21 protein-coding genes are annotated in these 24,770 nt (G+C 60.9%); 12 read left to right on the top strand and 9 right to left on the bottom strand.

Features of this window, described 5'->3' with window-relative positions:
* Positions 1 to 14: 14 nt before the first annotated feature.
* Positions 15 to 938, bottom strand: coding sequence for a choline ABC transporter substrate-binding protein (choX, locus tag ACPF9B_RS08645; RefSeq protein ID WP_007204282.1), 924 nt, complete (start codon positions 936 to 938; stop codon positions 15 to 17).
* Between the two features lie 83 nt (positions 939 to 1,021).
* Here choX and betI point away from each other — a divergent pair, with 83 nt between their 5' ends.
* From betI to ACPF9B_RS08620, 5 genes are all read left to right on the top strand, one after another.
* Positions 1,022 to 1,606: a choline-binding transcriptional repressor BetI gene (betI, locus tag ACPF9B_RS08640; RefSeq protein WP_207327905.1), complete on the top strand. Its 585-nt coding sequence runs from the start codon at positions 1,022 to 1,024 to the stop codon at positions 1,604 to 1,606.
* Positions 1,603 to 3,111 (top strand): choline-sulfatase, encoded by a 1,509-nt coding sequence (betC, locus tag ACPF9B_RS08635; RefSeq protein WP_424176748.1) that lies wholly within the window; start codon positions 1,603 to 1,605, stop codon positions 3,109 to 3,111. Before betI ends, betC begins: the two co-directional genes overlap by 4 nt.
* 43 nt (positions 3,112 to 3,154) lie before the next feature.
* Positions 3,155 to 4,606, top strand: a complete 1,452-nt coding sequence (gene betB, locus ACPF9B_RS08630) for a betaine-aldehyde dehydrogenase (RefSeq protein WP_424176746.1) — start codon at positions 3,155 to 3,157, stop codon at positions 4,604 to 4,606.
* On the top strand, positions 4,606 to 6,264 hold the full coding sequence (gene betA, locus ACPF9B_RS08625) for a choline dehydrogenase (protein ID WP_007204286.1): 1,659 nt from the start codon (positions 4,606 to 4,608) through the stop codon (positions 6,262 to 6,264). The genes betB and betA overlap by 1 nt, the downstream gene beginning before the upstream one ends.
* A 72-nt stretch (positions 6,265 to 6,336) precedes the next feature.
* A complete protein-coding gene (locus tag ACPF9B_RS08620; protein ID WP_424176743.1) occupies positions 6,337 to 6,981 on the top strand; it encodes a thermonuclease family protein in 645 nt (214 codons plus the stop codon).
* On the opposite strand, the gene ACPF9B_RS08615 is transcribed toward ACPF9B_RS08620, so the two are convergent.
* From ACPF9B_RS08615 to ACPF9B_RS08605, 3 genes are all read right to left on the bottom strand, one after another.
* The gene (locus tag ACPF9B_RS08615; RefSeq protein WP_007204288.1) at positions 6,978 to 7,427 is read right to left on the bottom strand and encodes a CoxG family protein; all 450 of its coding nucleotides are present in this window, start codon (positions 7,425 to 7,427) and stop codon (positions 6,978 to 6,980) included. The genes ACPF9B_RS08620 and ACPF9B_RS08615 overlap by 4 nt on opposite strands.
* 167 nt (positions 7,428 to 7,594) lie before the next feature.
* Positions 7,595 to 8,995 carry a helix-turn-helix domain-containing protein gene (locus tag ACPF9B_RS08610; RefSeq protein ID WP_424176740.1) on the bottom strand — a complete coding sequence of 467 codons (1,401 nt, stop codon included), beginning with the start codon at positions 8,993 to 8,995 and terminating at the stop codon, positions 7,595 to 7,597.
* A gap of 51 nt (positions 8,996 to 9,046) precedes the next feature.
* The gene (locus ACPF9B_RS08605; RefSeq protein WP_040482744.1) at positions 9,047 to 10,258 is read right to left on the bottom strand and encodes a multidrug effflux MFS transporter; all 1,212 of its coding nucleotides are present in this window, start codon (positions 10,256 to 10,258) and stop codon (positions 9,047 to 9,049) included.
* A gap of 206 nt (positions 10,259 to 10,464) precedes the next feature.
* Between ACPF9B_RS08605 and ACPF9B_RS08600 the strand changes: the two genes are divergently transcribed.
* The 4 genes from ACPF9B_RS08600 to ACPF9B_RS08585 all read left to right on the top strand — a co-directional run bounded on the left by ACPF9B_RS08600 (position 10,465) and on the right by ACPF9B_RS08585 (position 14,999).
* Positions 10,465 to 11,988: an acyl-CoA carboxylase subunit beta gene (locus tag ACPF9B_RS08600; RefSeq protein WP_007204291.1), complete on the top strand. Its 1,524-nt coding sequence runs from the start codon at positions 10,465 to 10,467 to the stop codon at positions 11,986 to 11,988.
* 31 nt (positions 11,989 to 12,019) lie between these two features.
* The gene (locus ACPF9B_RS08595; RefSeq protein WP_207327953.1) at positions 12,020 to 12,373 is read left to right on the top strand and encodes a hypothetical protein; all 354 of its coding nucleotides are present in this window, start codon (positions 12,020 to 12,022) and stop codon (positions 12,371 to 12,373) included.
* Positions 12,374 to 12,698: 325 nt separating this feature from the next.
* Positions 12,699 to 12,911: a hypothetical protein gene (locus ACPF9B_RS08590; RefSeq protein WP_007204293.1), complete on the top strand. Its 213-nt coding sequence runs from the start codon at positions 12,699 to 12,701 to the stop codon at positions 12,909 to 12,911.
* Positions 12,912 to 13,001: 90 nt separating this feature from the next.
* Positions 13,002 to 14,999, top strand: coding sequence for an acetyl-CoA carboxylase biotin carboxylase subunit (locus tag ACPF9B_RS08585; RefSeq protein WP_424176737.1), 1,998 nt, complete (start codon positions 13,002 to 13,004; stop codon positions 14,997 to 14,999).
* A gap of 4 nt (positions 15,000 to 15,003) precedes the next feature.
* On the opposite strand, the gene ACPF9B_RS08580 is transcribed toward ACPF9B_RS08585, so the two are convergent.
* Positions 15,004 to 15,471 (bottom strand): DUF4174 domain-containing protein, encoded by a 468-nt coding sequence (locus ACPF9B_RS08580; protein WP_007204295.1) that lies wholly within the window; start codon positions 15,469 to 15,471, stop codon positions 15,004 to 15,006.
* A 102-nt stretch (positions 15,472 to 15,573) separates the two neighbouring features.
* Between ACPF9B_RS08580 and scpA the strand changes: the two genes are divergently transcribed.
* The 3 genes from scpA to ACPF9B_RS08565 all read left to right on the top strand — a co-directional run bounded on the left by scpA (position 15,574) and on the right by ACPF9B_RS08565 (position 19,148).
* Positions 15,574 to 17,700: a methylmalonyl-CoA mutase gene (gene scpA, locus ACPF9B_RS08575; RefSeq protein WP_424176735.1), complete on the top strand. Its 2,127-nt coding sequence runs from the start codon at positions 15,574 to 15,576 to the stop codon at positions 17,698 to 17,700.
* 65 nt (positions 17,701 to 17,765) lie between these two features.
* Positions 17,766 to 18,377, top strand: coding sequence for a VOC family protein (locus ACPF9B_RS08570; RefSeq protein WP_424176733.1), 612 nt, complete (start codon positions 17,766 to 17,768; stop codon positions 18,375 to 18,377).
* A gap of 90 nt (positions 18,378 to 18,467) precedes the next feature.
* Complete coding sequence (locus ACPF9B_RS08565; protein ID WP_040483057.1) at positions 18,468 to 19,148, top strand: molecular chaperone DjiA; 681 nt, start codon at positions 18,468 to 18,470, stop codon at positions 19,146 to 19,148.
* Positions 19,149 to 19,167: 19 nt separating this feature from the next.
* Here ACPF9B_RS08565 and ACPF9B_RS08560 read toward each other — a convergent pair whose 3' ends face one another.
* Genes ACPF9B_RS08560 through ACPF9B_RS08545 form a run of 4 tightly spaced genes read right to left on the bottom strand, consistent with a single transcriptional unit; the run spans position 19,168 to position 24,731 of the window.
* Positions 19,168 to 20,715, bottom strand: a complete 1,548-nt coding sequence (locus ACPF9B_RS08560; RefSeq protein ID WP_424176730.1) for a Ppx/GppA family phosphatase — start codon at positions 20,713 to 20,715, stop codon at positions 19,168 to 19,170.
* 34 nt (positions 20,716 to 20,749) lie between these two features.
* Positions 20,750 to 22,918 (bottom strand): RNA degradosome polyphosphate kinase, encoded by a 2,169-nt coding sequence (locus ACPF9B_RS08555; RefSeq protein WP_007204300.1) that lies wholly within the window; start codon positions 22,916 to 22,918, stop codon positions 20,750 to 20,752.
* Positions 22,919 to 22,968: 50 nt separating this feature from the next.
* Positions 22,969 to 23,631 carry a chromosomal replication initiator DnaA gene (locus ACPF9B_RS08550; RefSeq protein ID WP_424176728.1) on the bottom strand — a complete coding sequence of 221 codons (663 nt, stop codon included), beginning with the start codon at positions 23,629 to 23,631 and terminating at the stop codon, positions 22,969 to 22,971.
* Positions 23,628 to 24,731, bottom strand: coding sequence for an AI-2E family transporter (locus ACPF9B_RS08545; protein WP_424176726.1), 1,104 nt, complete (start codon positions 24,729 to 24,731; stop codon positions 23,628 to 23,630). Before ACPF9B_RS08545 ends, ACPF9B_RS08550 begins: the two co-directional genes overlap by 4 nt.
* Positions 24,732 to 24,770 lie beyond the last annotated feature (39 nt).

Genomic DNA, 24,770 nt, shown 5'->3' with positions numbered 1-24,770 from the left:
ACTAAAAGGGTGCTTTACAGCCCAAGTGCGGTTTTCACCGCCGCCATCCCATCGCCGCCATCGCGGGTGGTGACCCCGTTCAGCCAACCATCGAGCACCGCAGGATTGGCCGCAAGCCAAGCGCTGGCCGCTGCATCAGGGGCCATGCCATCATCGCTGATCGCGGCCATGATCTCGTTTTCCATCGCCAAGGAAAATTCCAGATTGTTCAGCAATTGCCCGACATTGGGGCAGCTTTCGGCGTAACCTGCGGTGGTATTGGTGTAAACCGTCGCTTCGCCCAGATTGGGGCCAAACCAATCATCGCCGCCTTCCAGATAGACCATATCGAAATTGGCGTTCATTGGATGCGGTTCCCAGCCCAGAAACACCACCGGTTCACTGCGACCAGCGGCGCGGTCGACTTGCGCCAACATGCCTTGTTCAGAGCTTTCGACCACTTCGAAACCGGTCAAACCAAATGCATCAGCCGCGATCATATCCATGATCAGGCGGTTGCCGTCATTGCCAGGCTCGATGCCGTAGATTTTGTTTTCCAACGCATCTGCATGGGTGACGATATCCGCAAAGGTCGCGATGCCCAGATCAGCGGCGGCGCGGTTCACGGCAAGGGTATATTTCGCCCCTTCCAGATTGGCGCGCACGGTGTCGACGGTGCCTGCTTCGCGGTAGGGGGCGATATCTGCCTCCATCGTGGGCATCCAATTGCCCAGGAACACGTCGATATCGCCTTCGGCCAGCGAAATATACGTCACCGGAACCGACAGCAATTTGGTTTCAGTCTGATAGCCCAGCGCGTTCAGCACGACCGTCGTGGTGGCGGTGGTGGCGGTGATATCGGTCCAGCCGACATCGGAAAAGGTGACAAGATCGCATTCGGCAAAGGCGGGCATTGCGGCAACAATCGCAAGCGCCGACAGGCTTGATTTCAGTTTCATGGTGGTCTCCCTGTGGTTTTTTGTTGATTGACGAGTCAATAAAGAACGAATTAGGTGTCTGGTGCAACCGGAAAGAGTGAAACATGCCCAAGCTAGGAATGGAACCGATCCGCCGTGCTGCACTGATGCAGGCCACGATTGACGAAATCGGCGCCGTGGGCAACCTTGATGTGACGGTCAGCGCAATTGCAAAGCGGGCTGGCATGTCATCTGCACTGGCGCATCATTATTTTGGCGGCAAGGAACAGATCTTTCTGGCGGCGATGCGGCACGTTCTGCGCGTCTATGCAGCCGAGGTGCGCGCCGCCCTGCGCGCTGTACATGGCCCGCATGCCCGGATCGAGGCAGTCATCCGCGCGGGTTTCAGTTCGACCAATTTCCAGCCAGATGTGATCGCGGCATGGCTGAATTTTTACGTCCTTGCCCAGACGTCACAGGATGCCAACCACCTGTTGCGCATCTATCAACGACGGTTGCACAGCAATCTTGTGCATGACCTGCGGCCCATGATCGGGGATCGTGCTGAAAATGCCGCCATGCGGATCGCGGGGCTGATTGACGGGTCATATCTGCGGCAAGGGCTGGCGCGCGGCCTTGGCGTTGCATCGGACGCGACCGAACAGGTGCTGGCGCTGCTGGAGATGGAATTGAAGGAGACCGTAAAATGACGAAGCCGAACATCCTGATTATCATGGTCGACCAGCTTAACGGCACGCTCTTTCCCGACGGGCCTGCAGACTGGCTGCATGCGCCCAACCTCAAGGCGCTGGCCGCCCGCTCCACCCGATTCGCCAACAGCTACACAGCTTCGCCGCTCTGCGCACCGGCGCGGGCGGCGTTCATGTCGGGGCAATTGCCATCGCGTAACGGGGTCTATGACAATGCCGCTGAATTCGCATCAAGCATCCCGACCTATGCGCATCACCTGCGGCGTGCTGGCTATCAGACCTGCCTGTCCGGCAAGATGCATTTCGTCGGTCCCGACCAGATGCATGGCTTCGAAGAACGGTTGACCACCGATATCTACCCCGCCGATTTCGGCTGGACGCCGGATTACCGCAAACCGGGCGAACGGATCGATTGGTGGTATCACAACATGGGGTCGGTCACAGGCTCCGGCGTGGCCGAGATCACGAACCAGATGGAATATGATGACGAAGTCGCCTATCACGCGACCCGAAAGCTCTATGATCTGGGGCGCGGCCATGACGCGCGGCCCTGGTGCCTGACGGTCAGTTTCACCCACCCGCACGACCCCTATGTGGCGCGGCGCAAATACTGGGATCTGTACGAGGATTGCGCCCATCTGATGCCGCAGACCGGCCCGATCCCTTACGCCGATCAGGACCCGCACAGCCAACGCATTCTGGATGCAAACGACCGCGACAATTTCACCATCAGCGATGATGATATCCGCCGGTCGCGCCGCGCCTATTTCGCCAATATCAGCTATCTTGACGACAAGATTGGTGAAATCCTGCAAGTGCTGGACGACACGCGCCAAGAGGCCACGATCCTCTTTGTGTCCGACCACGGCGATATGCTGGGCGAACGCGGCCTGTGGTTCAAGATGTGCTTTTACGACGGATCATCGCGCGTGCCGCTGATGATCGCCAGCCCGGCGATGGCCCCCGGCCTGCACAAAGTCCCGGTCAGCACCATCGACGTGACCCCCACGCTGTGCGATCTGGCCGGCGTGGATATGTCCGAGGTGATGCCATGGACCAGCGGCGAAAGCCTTGTGCCTTTGGGGCAGGGCGGCACCCGCGATGCGCCCGTCGCCATGGAATATGCCGCCGAGGCGAGCCAGGCCCCGCTGGTCAGCCTGCGCTATGGCAAATGGAAATACAATCGCTGCACGCTCGACCCCGACCAGCTCTTCGATATGGATGCGGACCCGCACGAGCTGACCAATCTGGCCAGCCACCCCGCCCATCAAGGCACGCTGACGCAACTGCGCGCCAAGGCCGAGGCCCGCTGGGATCTTGCCCGTTTCGACGCCGACGTGCGCCAGTCACAGGCCTGCCGATGGGTGGTCTATGAGGCGCTGCGCAACGGCAGCTATTACCCATGGGACTACCAGCCGCTGCAAAAGGCATCTGAACGCTACATGCGCAATCACATGGACCTTAACATACTCGAAGAAAACCAGCGTTTTCCGCGCGGTGAATGATCATCTTCAGAGTAAAAATATCCCCGCCGGAGGCATAAAAGTCATGAATACCCAACCCACAGCCAGCCATTTCATCAATGGCAAATACGTCGAAGACACCGCCGGTGACCTGATCGAGGTGGTCTATCCCTATACCGGCCAGGTCATCGCCACGCTGCATGCCGCGACCCCCGCCATCGTGGATCAGGCGCTGGATGCTGCACGGCTTGCGCAACAGCAATGGGCCAGCTGGACCGGGACCGAGCGTGGCCGCGTGCTGCGCCGCGCCGCCGATATCATGCGCGAACGCAATCACGACCTGTCGATGCTGGAAACCTATGACACCGGCAAACCCTATCAGGAAACCAGCGTCGCCGATGCCACATCGGGTGCTGATGCTTTTGAATATTTCGGCGGGCTGGCGGGCAGCATCACCGGCGAATACATCGCGCTTGGCGATAATTTCGTCTATACCCGCCGCGAACCCTTGGGCGTTTGCGTCGGTATCGGCGCGTGGAATTACCCCACCCAGATCGCCTGCTGGAAAGGCGCGCCTGCGCTGGCCTGCGGCAATGCTTTGGTATTCAAACCGTCTGAGACGACCCCGCTTTGCGCGCTGAAAGTCGCGGAAATCCTGATCGAGGCGGGCGTTCCGGCGGGTGTCTATAACGTGATCCAAGGCTACGGCGCTGTCGGTGCAGCACTTGTTACCGATCCGCGCGTGGACAAGGTCTCGCTGACCGGCTCTGTTGCGACAGGCCGCAAGGTCTATGCCGCCGCCGCCGAAGGCATGCGCCATGTCACGATGGAACTGGGCGGCAAATCCCCGCTGGTCATCTTCGACGATGCTGATCTGGATGCCGCCGTGTCGGGTGCGATCTTGGGCAATTTCTATTCCTCGGGGCAGGTCTGTTCCAACGGCACGCGGGTTTTCGTGCAAAAGGGCATCAAGCCGGCGTTTCTGGCCCGCCTGAGCGAACGGCTGCAAGGCGTCGTGATGGGCGACCCGCTGGACCCCGCCACGAATTACGGCCCCATGGTCAGCGCAGCCCAGCGCGACATCGTCGCAGGCTTCATCGCCAAGGGACAGGCCGAAGGCGCGCGGCTGGTGACAGGCGGCACAATCCCCGATGGGCCAGGCTTTTTCCTGCCCCCAACCGTCTTTGCCGATGTGACCGATGACATGACGATCGCGCGCGAGGAAATCTTTGGCCCTGTCATGTCGGTGCTGGATTTCGACACAGAGCAAGAGGTGCTCGCGCGGGCGAATGACACGCCTTACGGGCTGGCGGCCGGTGTATTCACCGCCGACATCACCCGTGCGCACCGCATGGCGGCGGGGTTTCAAGCAGGCACCTGCTACATCAACACCTATAACGACGCCCCGGTCGAGGCTCCCTTTGGCGGCATGAAATTGTCCGGCGTGGGGCGTGAAAACTCCAAGGCGGCGATTGAACATTATAGCCAGATCAAAAGCGTCTATGTCCGCATGGACAAATGCGAGGCACCGTTCTGATGCAGGCTGATTATGTCATCGTCGGCGCCGGTTCCGCCGGTTGCGCCATCGCGTACCGTCTGGCCGAGGCGGGCAAGAACGTGCTGATCATCGAACATGGCGGGTCGGATCGTGGGCCTTTCATCCAGATGCCAGCGGCTTTGTCCTATCCGATGAACATGAAAATGTACGACTGGGGGCTGAAATCCGACCCCGAACCGCATCTGGGCGGGCGGCAACTGGTCACGCCGCGTGGCAAGGTGATCGGCGGGTCGTCCTCGATCAATGGGATGATCTATGTGCGCGGCCATGCGCGCGATTTCGATCACTGGGCCGACACAGGGGCGCAGGGCTGGGGCTATGCCGATGTGCTGCCCTATTTCAAACGGATGGAACATTGGCATGACGGCGGCCATGGCGGTGATCCGGCTTGGCGTGGCACGGATGGCCCGCTGCATATCACCCGCGGCCCGCGCAAGAACCCGCTGACACGCGCCTTTGTCGCGGCAGGCGGGCAGGCGGGCTATCAGCTCACCGCTGACTACAATGGTGAACAGCAAGAAGGTTTCGGCCCTTTTGACGCCACGATCTACAAAGGCCACCGCTGGTCCGCCGCCAGCGCCTATCTGCGCCCGGCGCTGACGCGGCCCAATTGCACGCTGACCCGCGCCTTGGCGCGACGGGTGATCATCGAAGACGGGCGCGCTGTGGGCGTCGAAGTCTCGCGCGGCAAGAAGGTCGAGGTGATCCGCGCCAATGTCGAGGTGATTATCGCCGCCTCTGCGCTCAATTCGCCCAAGCTGCTGATGCTGTCAGGCATCGGCCCCGCCGCACATCTGGCCGACCATGGTATCCCTGTTGTCGCCGACCGGCCCGGCGTGGGGCAAAACCTGCAGGATCATCTGGAACTCTATATCCAGCAGGCCGCAACCAAGCCTGTCACGCTGTTTGCCTATTGGAACCTGCGCGGCAAGGCGCGGATCGGGGCAGAGTGGCTGCTCTGGAAAACTGGCCTTGGCTCGTCCAACCAGTTTGAAAGCGCGGGCTTCATCCGGTCGCGCGCCGGTGTGGATTACCCTGATATCCAGTTCCATTTCCTGCCCATCGCTGTCAGCTATGATGGCAAGACCGCCCCCGAAGGGCACGGGTTTCAGGCCCATGTCGGGCCGATGCGGTCGGCGTCACGCGGGCAGGTCACGCTGCGGTCGGCCGACCCCGAAGCCAATCCGCGCATCCAGTTCAACTACATGTCCGACCCGCAGGATTGGGTCGATTTCCGGCAATGTATCCGGCTGACGCGCGAGATTTTCGCCCAGCCCGCCTTTGACGACTATCGCGGCCATGAAATCCAGCCGGGTGACGCGGCGCAGACCGACGCGGATCTTGACGCCTTTATCCGCGACCATGCCGAAAGCGCCTATCACCCTTGTGGGACCTGCAAGATGGGGGCTGTGGATGACCCGATGGCCGTGGTTGACCCGCAAACCCGCGTGATCGGGGTAGAGGGGTTGCGCGTCGCGGATAGTTCGATCTTTCCGCGCATCACCAACGGCAATCTGAACGCGCCATCGATCATGGTGGGCGAAAAGGCCGCTGATCATATTCTGCGCCGTCAACCGCTGCCGCCTGCCAATGACCAGCCCTGGATGCACCCCGACTGGCAGCAGAGCCAAAGGTGATTTTAACGAAATATTAACCTTCGTTAATGAAATCAATTGATCCCCGCCCCCGCCCGCCGCTAGGTCGGGGGTATGTTGAAAATATTGATCCTTCTTGGCCTTGTGCTTGCAGGTGCCGCCCATGCCAACCCCAGCGGGACGCTGCGGGTGATCGACGCGGATACGGTGGATGTCGGCGGGCTGCGGGTGCGGCTTTTCGGGCTGGATGCGCCGGAAATCGGGCAGCCTTGCGTGCTGGGCGGGCAGACCATCGACTGCGGGCGCTGGGCGGGCGATCTGGTGCGCGCGCGGTTTGGCGGGCAAGATGCGCGCTGTACAACGCGCGATGTAGACCGCTATGGCCGGCAGGTCGCGACCTGCGATGTGGGTGGCGTGGATATGGGGCAGGTGATCGTGGCCGAAGGCTGGGCTGTGGCCTATCGGCGCTATTCCATGATCTATGATCTGGATGAAAAAGCCGCCGTGCTGGCCGCGCGCGGGCTTTGGGCGATGACGATGGACGCGCCTGAATCTTTCCGCGCAGCGCGCAATACGGCCCCCGCGGCCCCTGATCTGGCCTGCAACATCAAGGGCAACATCTCGGGCAACGGGCGGATCTATCACCGGCCCGGCAACCGCGATTACGACCGCACGGTGATTGATGAAGGCCGCGGCGAACGTTGGTTTTGTTCCGAGGCCGACGCCCGGGCCGCAGGCTGGCGCGCCGCGCGCAACTAGGCGTCGGTCCCTTCGACGGTTTGCTGGAACCGTTCGAAAAACTGGTCGGCCATTTTCTTGGCGAAACCGCCGATGATCCGGTTGCCAAGCTGCGCGAGCTTGCCGCCGACTTTGGCTGTCGCGTTATAGGTCAGTGCGGTGCCGCCTTCGACGGTGGCAAGTACGACATCGGCGCTGCCCTTGGCGAAGCCTGCGACCCCGCCTTTGCCTTCGCCTACGATGGTGTAGCTTTGGCCGGGGATCACGTTTTCCAGCGTCACCTCGCCTTTGAATGTGGCGGATACCGGCCCGACCTTTTGCTTGACGGTCGCGGCAAAGCCCTCCTCTGGCGATCCGGTCAGCTCTTCGCAGCCCGGAATGCAGGCGCGCAATGTGTCCGGGTTGTTGAGATGCGCCCAGACTGCATCAATATCCGCTGCGATCACGCGGCTGCCCGATAGTTCCATGATGGTCCTCCCCTTTGCCGTGATCTTCGGGGGGTGGCATCTGATTTGCAATCCCCATCTTTTGCATCTTCCGAGCCCAAATATCCCCCGCGGAGCGTTTGCGGCTTTGCCGCAAAAGGGGCTCCGCCCCTCGCCCCCGGAGTATTTTGGGAAATAAGAAGGTCTGGTCAGTCCAACTGATAGGGCAACAGACCGCGCGTGTTGGGATCGACGCGCAGGTGCCGTTCCAAGGGCGGGACAGAGCGTTGGTGGCAGTTGCGCCGTTCGCAGATCCGGCAGGAAATCCCGATCGGCGCATAGGCGTCGGAGGCGGCGATATCCATGTGATCGGCATAGACGATGGCCTCTGCGTGCCGCACCTCGCAGCCCAGCCCGATAGCATATCGGCGTGTGGGTGCGTGATAGGACCCGCCTGATTTACTGACATCGCGGGCAAGGCAGAAATAGCGTGCGCCGTCGGGTGTTTCGGCCAGCTGCCGCAGGAATTGCCCTGGCAATTCAAATGCCTGGTGCACGTTCCAAAGTGGGCAGGCCCCGCCGAACCGCGCGAATTGCAAGGTTGTGGCGGAATGGCGTTTGGTGATCGTGCCGGCCTGATCGACGCGCACGAAAAAGAACGGGATGCCTTTGGCCCCGGGGCGCTGCAGGGTCGACAGCCTATGCGCCACCTGTTCCAGCGATGCGCCGAACCGTGCCGCGAGCAGTTCAAGATCGTGCCGATTGTCTTGGGCTGCCTGCAGAAAGGCGTGATAGGGCATCAGCGCTGCCCCGGCGAAATAATTGGCAAGCCCGACTTTCGCGATGCTGCGCGCCTCGTCGGACTGGAACCGCGCGAGGTCGAGTGTCGCGTCGAGCAAGGGCGCTTGTGTGACCAGCGCCAGTTGCAGCAGCAGTTGAAAGGTCTGTGTCGCCGGATGCGCCGCTGTCGCAAGGGTGAGCTGGTTGGTGGCTGGATCAAAGGCGCGCAACGTATCACTGGCGGCATAGCGTACGCCTATTCCTGTCGCCGCCAAAATCCGGATTGCCGCCTGTGCGATGCTTTCACCGGGCTGGCACTGGCCCGCCATCCGTTCGGCGCTGCGGTCCACCGCATCGATGTAATTGTCGCAATAATGGAAGAAATCGCGCACTTCTTCCCAAGGGCTGGGGCGCAGGCGGGCGTCTTCGCGGCCCAAAGCCTCGTCCAGCGAGGCCAGCCGTTCATGGGTCTGCCGGTAGCCCCGGTGCAGGTCCAGAAAGGCACGGGCCAAGGCGGGCGCATTGGCCGCTACCAGCCGCAGATCGGCCAGCGCGGGGGCGCTGCCGGTAAAGACCGGATCTGCCAACGCCTCGCGCAGGTCGCCCACAAGGCGCGCCTCGTCGCCCGATTGCAATTCGGTGACGTCGAACCCGAATTCCTGGGCCAGCCCCAGCACCACTGTCGTGGACACGGGCCGGTTGTTGTTTTCCATCTGGTTGAGATAGGGCAGCGAGACGCCGAGCTTATCGGCAAACGCCTTTTGCGTCATCGCCAGCCGGCCGCGCAATTCGCGCAGTTTGGCCCCGGCATAGAGTTTCTGGATCGCCATGGCGCACCTTTGCAACTTTGCCAGCCATGATTAGCCGCTGCAAAGCTTGCGTCAAGCGGTCTGCTTTTCTCGCCAGACAACAAAGACCACGGACAGGAAGGCCATCATCGATGTGCCCAGCATGATCAGCTGCAAGGGCAGGGTGCCTGATTCCACCGTCAGGATGCTGCCTGCGACTTGCGACAGCGCCGCGCCGCCGCCGATCATGATCGCGCCGCCCAGCCCGCTTGCTGTGCCGGCCAGATGCGGACGTACCGAAATTGATCCGGCCATGACATTGGGCAAGATCAGCCCGTTGCCCAGTCCAAGGAAACTGCAAAAGCCGAAAAACACCAGCGGATGGATCAGCCCCGCCAGCGTCAGCAAGACCGATGTACCAAGCCCCGCGATCGTGATGCCGGTGCCGATCAGCGCCATCTTGTTGATCCCCAATCTGACTGAAAACCGCCCCGACAGGAAATTGCCCATCGCATAGCCGACGGCAGGTGCGCCAAGGGCAATGCCATTCCAAACGGGCGAAAGGCCAAAAATCGTCGTTCCGACAAAAGACGCGCCCCCCAGCAGCGCGAAAAACGCCCCCGAGGCGAAAGCCGCGCACATGACATACCCCCAAAACCGCGGCGAGCGGAACAATTCGGGGTAGGACCGCACCTGCGCGCGAAAGCCCATGCCGCCTTTTGCCAATGTCTCGCCCAGATCGTAATAAACCAGCGCGAGCGTGCCGATCCCCGCCAAGACCAGAAACACAAAGGTCGCATGCCAGTCGAACGCCTGTTCCAGCGCGCCGCCGATCATCGGCCCGACCATCGGCACCAGCGCCATGCCCATCGTGACATAGCCGATCATCGAGGCCGCCTGAGCATCAGGGACGATGTCGCGCACGATCGCGCGGCCCAGTACCATACAGGTTGCAACTGCAGCTTGCAGGATCCGAAAGAACAAGAATGCCTCGACCGTGGTCGAAAACAGCGCCCCAAGGGTGGCGATCACGAAGATCAACAGCGATCCGATCACGATCGGCCGCCGTCCAAACCTGTCGGATAAAGGGCCGACAAAGATCTGCAGCACAGCCGTCGCCGCCAGATAGCCCGACAGCGACACCTGCATCACCGCATATTCGGTATCGAAATAGGCCGTCATCGCCGCCAGTGACGGCAGGAAGATCGACATGTTCAGCGCCGAAATGCCGGTGATCAGGATCAGCGTCATGATATGTGGCGGGGTGGTTCGGTCCAGAAACCGGAGGGTTGGTGATTTTGTCATTGGTCCTGATTAGGACTGGCACACGATGATGTCCATGCTCAAGACTGTCGAAGCACCTGTGCGCGGATGAACCATTGGGCAGATATATTTGCATGTTTGCATTATATTAGCTTTGCAAAATCCTTACTTTGCAAATTTTCTTAATCCCGCTTCATTCGCGCCCTGAACATGCTATGCAGGTTCAAACAAAATAGGGAGGGGCTGGGATGGACATTCTGCAGGAACTCGAAGACCGGCGCGTCGATGCCCGCCTTGGCGGCGGCGAAAAGCGGATTGCGGCGCAGCATGCCAAGGGCAAGCTGACCGCGCGAGAACGCATTGATCTGCTGCTGGACGAAGGCTCGTTCGAAGAATTCGACATGTTTGTTGCCCATCGCTGTACCGATTTCGGGATGGAACAGGACCGGCCTGCAGGGGATGGCGTCGTGACCGGTTGGGGCACGATCAATGGCCGCATGGTCTATGTCTTTTCTCAGGATTTCACCGTCATGGGCGGGTCGGTGTCCGAAACGCACGGCAAGAAAATCTGCAAAATCATGGATCTGGCGATGCAAAACGGCGCGCCGGTGATCGGGATCAACGATTCGGGTGGCGCACGGATTCAGGAAGGCGTGGCCAGCCTTGCCGCCTATGGCGACGTGTTCCAGCGCAATATCACTGCATCGGGTGTCGTCCCGCAGATCAGCCTGATTATGGGGCCTTGTGCCGGTGGCGCGGTTTACAGCCCTGCGATGACCGACTTTATCTTTATGGTCAAAGATTCCAGCTATATGTTCGTCACCGGCCCCGATGTGGCCAAGACCGTGACCAATGAGATTGTGACCGCCGAGGAATTGGGCGGGGCCAGCACCCATACCCGCAAATCATCGGTCGCTGACGGTGCGTTCGAAAATGATGTCGAGGCTTTGGCCGAAACCCGCCGCCTGTTCGATTTTCTGCCGCTGAACAACCGCGAACAGCCGCCCGTGCGCCCGTTCTTTGATGATGTGAACCGGATTGAAGACAGCCTTGATACATTGGTCCCCGCCAATCCCAACACCCCCTATGACATGAAGGAACTGATCCTGAAAATCGCGGATGAGGGCGATTTTTACGAGATTCAGGCCGAATTTGCCAAAAACATCCTGACCGGTTTCATCCGTCTGGAAGGGTCCACCGTGGGTGTGGTCGCCAACCAACCCATGGTGCTGGCAGGCTGTCTGGACATCGACAGCAGCCGCAAGGCCGCGCGTTTCGTGCGGTTCTGCGACGCGTTCGAAATTCCGGTGCTGACGCTGGTTGATGTTCCGGGCTTTCTGCCGGGCACGTCACAGGAATATGGCGGCGTTATCAAGCACGGCGCGAAACTGCTTTATGCCTATGGCGAGGCGACGGTACCAAAGGTGACCGTGATCACCCGCAAAGCCTATGGCGGGGCCTATGTCGTGATGGCGTCCAAGCATTTGCAGGCCGATTTCAACTATGCCTGGCCCACATCGGAAATCGCCGTGATGGGTGCCAAGGGTGCGACCGAAATCATCCATCGTGGCAAATCCCCCGAGGAAATCGCCGCACGCACCGCTGAATACGAGGCGCGATTTGCCAATCCGTTCGTGGCCGCCGAAAAGGGGTTCATCGACGAGGTGATCATGCCCCATTCCACGCGCAAGCGGATCTGCCGCGCCTTTGCGTCGCTGCGATCCAAGAAAACCCAGATGCCGTGGAAAAAACACGACAATATTCCGCTTTGAACCAAAGGTCAGATTGATGGCACTGCCATATATGGACAAACACCGCGGCTTTCCGGGCCGCTTGCCGGGGACGGATTTTCAATTCGTGCTGCGCCGCGCGAACAAGGACGGGGCGACACCGCTGTCCCAACGCATCCGCTATCCCGACCGCCGCCCGGCCGACAAACGTGCCGATGCGGGGTTCATGCAAGCCTTGTGGGAGGCGTTTGGCGAAGATCCTTTCGTGCGCGGTAATTTGGACGCAGGCCGGCTCAGCTGGCTGTTCGGGCGTGAAGTCATCCCCGCCGAAGACCCGTTCGACCCCGCCAGTTACGAGGCGATGTTGCGGATCGACGTCAAGGTCGCGCGGCAAAGCTTTCCCGACATTCCCGGGTTGAACGAATGATCGCTGTCGTCGCGCATGTGGTAAGGCAGGAAACCGCCGATTTCGCAGCGCGGATATTTGCGGGCTTTGGCGCCGTACAAACCTGCGCAATGATCGGGCGTGCAGTGGCGCGGTCTGGCCTGCGCGCATTGTTATCCTTTGACCAGTTCGACCCTTCCCCTGACCGGCCTGCCTGTTCGCGTGGCGGGCCGGTTTCCTTTGGAACGGCGGGACTGGGCGGAAAACCGGATGATATTGGATATCACACGCATAAGGGTATTGAGTTATCGTGCATCAGCGACGATTCTGGCGCTGTTTCCGAGAAACCGAATAAAGGCAGAACATCATGCAGAAGAAATCCATCATCCTGGCGGCATTTGCTGCTTTCGCTTTGTCTGGCTGTCTGGAAAGCGACACCGAACGTGCCGTCGCAGGTGCAGGCGCTGGTCTGGTCGCGTCGGAATTGCTGGGCACAGACCGTGCCGGCACGATTCTGGCCGGTGCCGCCGCAGGCGTCTTTTGTGACGACGTCGGCGTCTGCCGCCCCGTCCGCCGCTAATTTTGCAGCCCGCAACAGGGCTGTCAGTCACCATTGCCGCCGTCGGGGTCATGCTCCGGCGGCGGTTTTGCGTTCTTGGGGGGACCATTGATGTTCAAGAAAATACTGATCGCCAACCGTGGCGAAATCGCCTGCCGCGTGATCAAGACCGCCCGCAAGATGGGTATCCAGACAGTCGCGATCTATTCCGACGCCGACCGCCATGCGCTGCATGTCAAGATGGCGGATGAGGCGGTCCATATCGGGCCAGCCCCCGCCAACCAATCCTATATCGTCATCGACAAGGTGATGGCCGCGATCAAGGCGACAGGGGCCGAGGCCGTGCATCCCGGTTACGGTTTCCTGTCCGAGAACGCCAAGTTTGCCGAGGCGCTGGAGGCTGCGGGCGTTGCCTTCATCGGCCCGCCAAAAGGTGCGATCTTGGCGATGGGTGACAAGATCACGTCCAAGAAACTGGCGCAGGAGGCCAATGTCTCGACCGTGCCGGGTTACATGGGCCTGATTGCGGATGCTGACGAGGCGGTGAAGATTTCCAATCAGGTCGGTTATCCGGTGATGATCAAGGCCAGCGCCGGTGGCGGCGGCAAAGGCATGCGCATCGCATGGAACGATCAAGAAGCCCGCGAAGGGTTTCAATCTTCCAAGAACGAAGCCGCCAACAGTTTCGGCGACGACCGCATTTTCATTGAAAAATTCGTCACCCAGCCGCGCCATATCGAAATTCAGGTGCTGGCCGACCAGCATGGCAACGCGGTCTATCTGCATGAACGCGAATGTTCGATCCAGCGCCGCAACCAGAAAGTGATCGAAGAAGCCCCCAGCCCGTTTCTGGACGCAGCCACCCGCAAGGCCATGGGCGAACAATCTGTCGCCCTTGCGCAGGCCGTGGGCTATACCAGTGCCGGCACGGTGGAATTCATCGTCGATGGCGACCGGAATTTCTATTTTCTGGAAATGAACACGCGCTTGCAGGTGGAACATCCTGTCACCGAACTGATCACCGGCATTGATCTGGTCGAACAGATGATCCGCGTGGCGGCGGGTGAACACTTACCCTTTGTGCAAAGTGATTTGAAAATCAACGGCTGGGCGATGGAAAGCCGGTTGTATGCCGAAGACCCTTACCGCGGGTTCCTGCCATCCATCGGGCGGCTGACGCGGTATCGCCCGCCCGTGGAAGAGGCGACACCCACCCGCGCCGTGCGCAACGACACCGGCGTGTTCGAAGGCGGCGAGATCAGCATGTTCTACGACCCGATGATCGCCAAGCTGTGTACCTGGGGGCCAGACCGTGCATCGGCCATCGCGGAAATGCGGCTGGCGCTGGATGCGTTCGAGGTCGAAGGCATCGGGCATAACCTGCCGTTTCTGGCCGCCGTTTATGACCACGAAAAATTCACCTCTGGCACCATGACGACCGCCTTTATCGCCGAGGAATTTCCAGACGGTTTCAACGGCACGACCTTGCCGGATCACACCTGCCTGCAGATCGCGGCATCGGCTGCGGCCATGCACCGCGTATCGGAAATCCGGCGTGCGCGGATCAGCGGGCGGATGGGCAACCATGAACGCCATGTTGGCGAAGATTGGGTCGTGTCGATGCAAGGCGCGCATCACCGCGTCCATATCGCCGCCGACAAGAAAGGTGCCGATGTCACCATCGGGGCCAATACGATGCGGGTGACAAGCGATTGGACACCCGGCCAGCCACTTGCACGGCTTGATGTCGATGGCGCGCCTTTGGTGCTGAAGATCGGCAAGATTTCAGGCGGTTTCCGCGTGCGCTATCGCGGGGCTGATCTGAAGGTGCATGTGCGCAGCCCGCGTCAGGCGGAATTGGCGGCCTTGATGCCGGAAAAGCTGCCGCCTGATACGTCCAAGGTGCTGCTGTGTCCGATGCCCGGCCTGATCGTCAAGATCGATGTCGCGGTGGGCGATGTGGTGCAAGAGGGGCAGGCGCTTTGTACGGTCGAGGCGATGAAGATGGAAAACATCCTGCGCGCCGAACGCAAGGGCGTGGTCGCCAAGATCAACGCCAGCGCCGGTGATAGCCTTGCCGTTGATGATGTCATCATGGCGTTCGAATGAACGCTCAGCGGATATTCGCGCCGCGCCGGTCCTCGATTTCCTGCTGGCGCAGCAATGTGCGGTCGATTGATCCTGTCAATTCCCGCACGCTCCAGGGTTCGGGTTTGCGTTGCAGCACGCGCCCGTCCTTGCCCACCACCGTCAGCGCGTACCCGCGCGGACGCAGATCGAGCCGCACAGAATTGCGTGCCGCAGGGTCGGTGTCGGTGATCAGCATGACGTCGCGTTCGACCAGCCGGTCGATTTCGGCCAACAACAGGTCCATCTGCTGGCGAAACATTGGGTCGTTGGGGCTGTCTGCGAACACCACGACTGCGCGGGCGATCCATTGCAGTTCGGGCAAACTGACCTCGGAGGCATCGAACACCTGCGTCCGGTCGCTTTGCCACCGTGCGATGACGGATGGCTCGGCAGCCGGCAGGCTGGTGGCGGCAACAAGCGCTGCAAGCGCGATAAAGAATAATCTTTTCATACTTACCGATATAGTCCGACCATGCCGCAAAGCTAAGTCCCAAAGGTGCAAGGACAACACCTTTTTTGCGATGGCACGTCACACAGCCAACAGGAGCCAGCGATGACCGACAAGAAAACATGGGAAGAGCTGGCCACGGGTGAATTGCGCGGCAAGCCGCTGGATGCGCTGACATGGCACACGCTGGAAGGTATTCCCGTCCAACCGCTTTATACCGCCGAAGACACGGCAGACCTGCCGCATCTGGGCGGCATCCCCGGTCAGGCCCCCTACACGCGCGGCGTCAAGGCCACGATGTATGCAGGCCGCCCGTGGACGATCCGGCAATATGCGGGGTTTTCGACGGCTGAGGAATCCAACAATTTCTATCGCAAGGCGCTGGCCGCAGGCCAACAGGGTGTTTCCGTTGCATTCGATCTGGCCACGCATCGCGGCTATGACAGCGACCATCCACGGGTCGAGGGTGATGTCGGCAAGGCCGGTGTTGCCATTGATTCTGTCGAGGATATGAAAATCCTGTTCGACGGCATCCCTTTGGACAAAGTGTCGGTCTCGATGACCATGAATGGTGCGGTGATCCCGATCCTGGCCAATTTCATCGTCGCAGGCGAAGAACAGGGCCATCCGCGCAATGTGCTGTCTGGCACGATCCAGAATGACATCCTCAAGGAATTCATGGTGCGGAACACTTACGTCTATCCGCCCGAACCCTCGATGCGGATCATTGCGGATATTATTGAGTATACGACCGCCGAGATGCCGAAATTCAATTCGATCAGCATCAGCGGCTATCACATGCAAGAGGCCGGCGCGAACCTTGTGCAGGAACTGGCCTATACTTTGGCCGACGGGCGCGAATATGTGCGCGCCGCCATCGCGCGCGGCATGGATGTAGATCAATTCGCGGGGCGTTTGTCGTTCTTCTTTGCCATCGGGATGAATTTCTTCATGGAGGTGGCAAAACTGCGCGCGGCACGCCTGCTGTGGTCGCGGATCATGGCGGAATTCGACCCCAAGGACCCCAAATCGTCCATGCTGCGCACCCATTGCCAGACCTCGGGCGTGTCATTGCAGGAACAGGACCCCTATAACAACGTGATCCGCACCGCCTATGAGGCGATGTCGGCGGTGCTGGGTGGGACGCAATCCTTGCACACCAATGCGCTGGACGAGGCGATCGCGCTGCCCACCGAATTCTCTGCGCGGATTGCCCGCAATACGCAGTTGATATTGCAAGAAGAAACCGGCGTGACAAAGGTGGTCGATCCGCTGGCAGGGTCTTATTACGTTGAAAGCCTGACCCATGATCTGGCCGAAAAGGCGTGGGAGCTGATCGAGGAGGTCGAGCAGATGGGCGGCATGACCAAGGCTGTCGCATCCGGCATGCCGAAACTGCGGATCGAGGAAACCGCCGCCAAACGGCAGGCCGCCATCGACCGTGGCACCGAGGTTGTCGTCGGCGTCAACAAATACCGCAAGGACAACGAAGACCCGATCGACATCCTTGATATCGACAACGAGGCCGTGCGCCTGTCGCAGATCGCGCGGATCGACCGCACCAAGGCTGCGCGCGATGCCGCTGCTTGCGAGGCCGCATTGGCCGAACTGACCCGCCGCGCGGGCGATGGCGGCAACCTGTTGGAAGCGGCGGTGGTTGCTGCGCGCGCACGCGCCACTGTGGGGGAAATCAGCATGGCGATGGAAAAAGTGTTCGGCCGCCACCGCGCCGAGGTCAAGACGCTCGCCGGTGTCTACGGCGCCGCCTATGAAGGTGACGCGGGTTTCGCGGCCATTCAGGCCAGTGTCGAGGCTTTCGCCAAAGAAGACGGGCGCAGGCCGCGGATGCTCGTCGTCAAGATGGGGCAGGACGGGCATGACCGCGGGGCCAAGGTCATTGCCACAGCCTTTGCCGATATCGGGTTTGATGTCGATGTCGGCCCCCTATTCCAGACCCCTGCCGAAGCCGCACAGGATGCCATCGACAACGATGTGCATGTGATCGGGATTTCCAGTCAGGCCGCAGGGCACAAGACGCTGGCCCCCAAACTGGTGCAGGCGCTGAAGGATGCCGGTGCCGATGATATCATCGTCATCTGCGGCGGCGTGATCCCGCAGCAGGATTATCAGTTTTTGTATGACAGCGGTGTCAAGGCGATCTTTGGTCCCGGTACCAATATCCCCAAGGCGGCAGAAGATATCCTGCACCTGATCCGCGCTGCGCGCGGCTGATCCAGCCCCTGCGGGGCCGGATGCCTCCGGCGGGGATATTTGTGCTCGGAAGATGAGGAGGGACCATGCTGACACTCGACCATCTTGCTGTTGTGGCGGAGGATCTGGCCACGGGGACGGCTTGGGTCGAGGCGGCATTGGGTGTGACCATGCAACCCGGTGGCAGGCATGTCCGGTACGGCACGCATAACACATTGTTGGGGTTGGGTGATGATCTGTATCTTGAGGTGATCACCAAGGACCCGGATGCCGCCCCCTATGACGGCCCGACATGGTTCGGGCTGGATGATTTTACCGGCGCGCCGCGCCTTGGTAACTGGATCTGCCAGACCGATGATCTGGATGCCCTGCTGTGCGATGCGCCCTCTGCCGTGGGGCTGCCCCGCGATCTGTCGCGCGGCGATCTGGCCTGGCGGATCACCGTGCCCGACGATGGCAGCAAGCCGTATGACGGGGCCTATCCGACGTTGATCCAGTGGGCACCGGGCACGCACCATCCGGCCCGCCGGCTGGCTGATAGCGGCTGTCGTCTGCTGCAGCTGAGCGTGACGCATCCACAGGCCGATGATTTGCGCGCGATGCTGCCGCTGGACGATGACCGGGTGGTGCTTAGGGTGGGGCCTGCGGGATTTCGCGCCGTTTTTGACACGCCACAGGGCCGCCGCAGCCTCGGCTAGCTATTTTCAGCGGTGCAGATGCAGCGAAAGGTTGCAACCTGCGCGCAGGTCGGGTTCAAGATCGGGCATCGTTTTGATCAAAGGACCCTCATGTCGATCTGGACCCGCATCGGCGAGGCGCTGGCCGCATTGGCCAATGGCGAAGGCTTGCTTGCGGTCTTTGACCGCTTGCGCACGCCGCCTGACCGCTCTGTCGCCTTTACCATCGCGGTGATTGCGCTGGGGGCCAAGATGGCCAAGGCGGATGGCCTTGTGACCCGTACCGAGGTGCGCGCCTTTCGCGAGGTTTTCGTGATCGGCCCCGAGGAGGAGGACAACGCCGCGCGTGTGTTCGATCTGGCGCGGCAGGATGTGGCGGGCTATGATATCTATGCGCGCCGCATCAAGGCGATGTTCGGGGAGCATGAAGGCCCGCTGTGTGACCTGCTCGAAGGGCTGTTTCATATCGCACTGGCCGATGGCAGCTATCACGCGACCGAAGACGCCTTTTTGCAAGAAGTCGCTGCGATCTTTGGATTTGATGAACGCCGTTTCCAGCGCATCCGCGCGCAATTCGTGCCTGATGCGCAGCGCGATCCCTATGCTGTGCTTGGGGTCGATCCGGATGCACCGATGGACCGGGTGCGCGCGGCCTGGGGGCAGCTGGTTCGTGAAACCCACCCCGACCAGATGATCGCGCGCGGTGTGCCACCAGAGGCGGTCAAGCTGGCTGAACGGCGCATGGTTGCGATCAACCGCGCCTGGGAAGATATCCGCGCGCAGCGGGCCTGATCGCGGTCGGGCTGCAACCTTAGCCGCTGAACTTGACGGTTCCTGTCGCGTTCAGCGCATTGGCCAAGGCGTTGAACCGGACTTCTGCGACCTCGCCATACAGCGGGCGGGCATGTTCGGTCAGGCGCAGGGTTAATGCGCCTGCCTTGCGGTGCCATGTCAGCGTGCCGGGCTGTTCATCCGCGGTCAGCCAGAGCATCGCGCCAAGCCGCATTGCCTTGCCCAAAATCTCGGCTTCCTTGATCTGCTCGGGGGTCAGCATGGCGAACAGCGGGTCGAACCGGGGGCTTGTGGTCTTGCTGGAATAGCGGTTCATCAGCGCCAGCCCCAACAGCACCCGTTCGTAATGTTTCAGCCCGCCCAGATTGGCGCGGGTTGCATTGTCGAATGTGACCTCGGCGCGGTAATCGGGATGCGCGCGCCAGCTGACATCATGCAGCAGGCAGGCCGCCTTGATGATCCGTTTGCGCTGCCAATTGGCGCGCGGAAACAGCGGTTTGACGAAATCATACAGGATGCGCCCGAAACCGGGCAGGCGGGCATCCTTGTTTTCGGCGAAACGGCAGGCTTCGATCAGCGGGTCGCGTTCGCGCAGCGCGCGCGGCATCTGTTCGTACAGCATCCCTTCGCGGATGCCGTAGGATGATACGGCGACATCCTTGGGCTTGAAGGTGCGCATCAATTCTTTCAGCACGATCGCGGCAAGCGGGACCAGCGACATCCGGCTGTCCGAGATATGGCAGCGGCCGCGCAATTCGGTCAGGTCGGATGTGCGGATATATTCGGCGGTCATGCTGATCTGGCGCGATGACATGCGGTATTCATGCAGCACCGTCAAAGGATAGCTGCGCCGTTCCATGTCGATCCGCGCGATGGCCCGCCACGATCCGCCGACCAGAAACAGCCGCATGCCGGTTTCAAAGTTCATGTCCCTGTGCAGGTCCTGCACCGTGGCGCGGACATAGGCCTTGATGGCCTTTTTGCCGCCCTTGATTTCACGCAGTTTCAGCGGGCCGAGCGCGGATGTCAGGCGCTGGCCAACCTTGCCTTCGGCCAGATCGGCCAGTTCCATCGACGACCCGCCGATGTCGCAGACCAGCCCGTAACTGCCCGGCCAGCCCAGCAACACGCCTTGGGCAGACAATCGCGCCTCTTCGCGGCCGTCGATGACCCAAAGCTTGACGCCGGTTTCGCGTAGGACTTCGTCGCGGAAATCTTGCCCGTCTGTCGCTTCGCGCACGGCGGCGGTGGCCACGGCGGTCAGTGGCGGGATGCCCATGCCCTTGGCAAGGGCGGCGAAACGGCGGATTGCGGACACCGCGCGCTTGCGCCCTTCGGGGTTCAGATGGCCGGTCTGCGACATGCCCGCACCCAGCGCACACATGATCTTTTCATTATAGAAATAGGCAGGCGAGCGTGCCGCCCCGTCGAACACCACCAAGCGGACAGAGTTGGACCCCACATCGACCACGCCAACACGCGCCAGCGCCTGTGCGGCGGGGTCTTCGAACAACGGGCGGCCAAAAGGCCCCCAGTCGATGCTGTCAGGCTCGGATTGCTGGTTCATTCTGTCCCCGCGTATGACGCATGACCCGTATCGGTCAATCGTCCGTGTGGGTCAATTGCGGAACATCAGACGCACCTGCCGATCCGCGCCCCGAAAGCGAGGGATTTTCCATGAAAAAGCGGTGACAATTAAAGGCAAATTCGCCTTCGGTGGGGGTGGCGCGGGTAAAACTGCCATCCGGTGCCATCACCCAGCTTTGCGCAACGTCAGCCATATTGGCGGCCATGATCTGGCTGACGATCTGCGCCTTGACGGTCGGGTTGCGGATATCGACCAGAGTTTCCACCCGCCGGTTCAGGTTGCGCCCCATCCAGTCGGCCGAACTGATATAGACCTTGGCCTGTTTGGATGGCAGCGCCGCACCATTGCCAAAACAGACGATGCGCGAATGTTCCAAAAACCGCCCGACGATGGATTTGACACGGATATTGTCGGACAGACCTTTCACACCGGGACGCAGCCCGCAGATGCCGCGGATCACAAGGCTGATCTTGACCCCGGCCTGCGACGCCGCATAAAGCGCGTCGATCACATCGGGTTCGACCAGTGAATTCATTTTGGCCCAGATCATCGCGGGTTTGCCGGCGCGCGCATTCACGCCCTCGGCGGCAATGCGGTCAATCAGCGTCTGTTTGAGCGAAATGGGCGAGATCGACAGGTTTTGCAGCCCTTCTGGCTGGGCATAGCCCGACAGGTAGTTGAACACCTTTGTCGCATCGCGCCCCAGATCCTGATCGCAGGTGAAAAAGCTCAGGTCGGTATAGATGCGCGCCGTGATCGGATGGTAATTGCCGGTGCCGAAATGGGTATAGGTCACCAGCTTGTCACCTTCGCGGCGCACGACGGTGCTGATTTTCGCGTGGGTTTTGTAATTAACAAAGCCGTAAACGACATGCGCGCCCGCGCGTTCCAACCGGCGCGACTGGCGGATATTGGCGGCCTCGTCGAAACGGGCCTTGAGTTCGACCAATGCGGTGACGGATTTGCCATTCTCTGCGGCTTCGCACAGCGCGCTGACGATGGGGGATTTCTGCGATGTGCGGTATAGCGTCTGCTTGATCGCCACGACATCGGGGTCATGTGCTGCCTGATTAAGAAACCGCACCACCATGTCGAAGGTTTCATAAGGATGATGCAGCAGCATGTCCTTTTGTCGGATCGCGGCAAACATGTCACCGTCATGGTCCTGCACCCGTTCGGGCACGCGGGGGGTAAAACTGGGCCAGAGCAGGTCAGGCCGGCTGTCCAACACCAGTTCGCCTAGGTCGGAAATGCCGATCAGCCCGTCCACCTCGACCACGGCATCGCTGGAGACATGCAGTTCCGACATGATCAGCGTTTGCAGCGCAGGCGGCGCATTGGCCGAAATCTTGAGCCGGACAACCTCGCCACGGCGACGGCGTTTCAGCGCGGTTTCAAACTCGCGCACAAGGTCTTCGGCCTCTTCTTCCAGTTCCAGATCGCTGTCGCGCAGGACCTTGAACCCGCAATTTCCCTTGACCTGATAGCCCGGAAACAGACGCGGGATATGCAGCAAAAGCAGTTCTTCCAGCGGCAAGAACCGGTGGCCCGTCGCACTGGGCAGAGAGATGAACCGCGCGATCTGGGCGGGGATTGGCAAGAGCGCGCGCAGGCTGCGTTTATCGGCGCTGCGTTCCAGTTGCAGCGCCAGCGCGAACCCTTCGTTGGGCAGGAACGGGAACGGATGCGCGGGGTCGATGGCCAGCGGCGACAAAACTGGAAAAACCTGATCAAGAAAGTAATTATCCAGAAAATCGCGGTCGTCCTTGGTCACGTCCATGCGCGACAGGATCGCGATGCCGTTGTCTTTCATTTCCGCTTCAAGCGCGCTGTAAACCACTTGCTGACGCGTCATCAGGGCGCGCGCCTCGCGGTCGATTTCGACCAGCTGTTCGGCGGGGGTCAGCCCGTCCAGCGCAGGTGTGACATTGCCCGCGATGGCCAATTCGCGCAGGCCGGCGACGCGGACGGTATAGAATTCATCCAGATTGGTCGCGGAAATCGACAAAAACCGCAGCCGTTCAAGCAGCGGGACGCGCGGATTTTCGGCCTCTTCCAGCACGCGCCAGTTAAAACCGACCCAGCTAAGTTCACGGTTCACGAAACGCGCGCTGCTGGCGACATCCATGTCAAGGGCGGTGGCGGCGGGAAAATCGCTGCTCAGGAAATTTGCTTTGTTCATGCTGCCTTTTGTCCCGCGAAGGTTGCGGTTTTGTGACAATGATGCAGTGGCTAGTCGGGCTTGTCCAGCAGGCGCGCGGCAAGTCTCTGGCTGATCTTGTGGCCGGTTGCCAAGGCCATGCTGTCCAGTTCCGCCACGATGGCCGCGGCGGCGGCAAAGGAGCGTTCGATCCGCGGTGCCAGATAGGCCGCGAGGTCGGGTGGTGGCAGCAATTGGCGGTCGGCGAACAGTTTCATCATCACCGCCTGCAACAGCGCATCGTCAGGGTCTGCGACCTGCACCACGGCGCTGCCCTGCATCCGGCTGGCCAGATCAGGCAAGGTGATCGGCCAGTGCCGCGGCGTCTGGCGCGCGGTCAGCAGCAACAGCCCGCCGTTATTGTGCAGATGGTTGTGCAGATGGAACATCGCCTCTTGGGCTGCAGAAGGCAGGGTGTCCATATCCTCGACCACCAGCGCTGCAGCCTTGGGCCTGAAATCGGCGGTCAGATCTGCGGCAGCGATGATCTGGGTGGGCTGGCCGGCTGCGAATATCCGCGCAAGGTGGCTTTTGCCGCAGCCCGCCGGCCCCGTGATCACCAGTTTGCACAGCGGCCAGCGGGCGGGGGCTGTCACCATGCCAAAGGCGGTCGCATTGGCGGTCGAGACGAAAAAATCATCCGGCCCCAGCGCCACCCCGTTGGGCCAGTCGAAACTGAGCTGTCGTGCGATCATCGGTCCTTGGACTGCCCTTGATACAGCAGGCTGTCACGGTATTGGCCCAATCCATAGCGGATGAGCACGCCGATCACCGCCGCGACCGGCACGGCGACCAGCATGCCGACGAACCCGAACAGCGACCCGAACACCGACAGCGCGAAAATCAGCCACACAGGGTGCAGCCCGACCGATGAGCCCACCAGTTTGGGCGTGAGCACATTGCCTTCCAGAAACTGCCCCAAGGCAAAGATCGCGCCCACGATCCCGATCCGCAACCAGTTGGTGGCATAGGTCACTGTGTCGCCATCCGCGAGCTCGACCGCGCCCCAGAACTGGAACAACGCCAGTCCCAGCGCCAAAGCCCCGCCAACCAGCGCGCCGACATAAGGAATAAAGGTGATCAGCCCCGCGATGAACCCGACGATCAGCCCGAAATTCAGCCCCGCCAGCATCAGCCCCAGGGCGTAATACGTGCCAAGGATCAGGCAGACCGTACCTTGCCCGCGGATGAACGACGCCAGAGTGCGGTCAATCTCGCTGCCCAGATGCCGCACGGTGGCGACGTGGTCGCGCGGCAGCAGGCTGTCGATCTTGGCGATCATATTGTCCCAGTCAAGCAGCAGATAGAAGGCCACGACCGGCACGATCACCAGCAGCACTATGATGTTCACAAGGCCCATGGCCGAGCTGAGAACGCCGTTGATCAATTCGCCGCCGCGCGCCTGTATCGTCTCGCCAATGGCCTGCAATTGCTGGCGGATCGTGCTTTCGGGTTCGATCAGGTCGGGAAACCGCGCGGTCAATCCGGCCTGCAATCTTTCGAACAGCGCAGGGGCGGTGTCGATCAGCGCTGTGGTCTGTTTCACCAGCGTCGGGATCACCAGCAGGATCAGCAGGATGAACACCAGCGCCGCGACCAAGGTGATGATACTCACCGCCAGAACCCGGCTCAGGCCCGCGCGCTGCAACCTGTCGGCGACAGGGTCCAGCAGATAGGCGATAGCACCGCCAAGCACGAAAGGCAGGATCACATCGCCCAGCGCCCAAAGCACGACCAGAAACACCGCCATCGCGATGCCCCAATATTTGATCTGGTCCTTGACGGGCAGGGCCATCGGTTACTCCGCTTTCATTTACTTCGTGATGCGGCAAAC

Origin of the sequence: Yoonia sp. TsM2_T14_4, from assembly GCF_049602355.1 — a bacterium.
Taxonomy (GTDB): domain Bacteria; phylum Pseudomonadota; class Alphaproteobacteria; order Rhodobacterales; family Rhodobacteraceae; genus Yoonia; species Yoonia vestfoldensis_A.
This window is presented reverse-complemented; position numbering and strand designations above follow the sequence as displayed.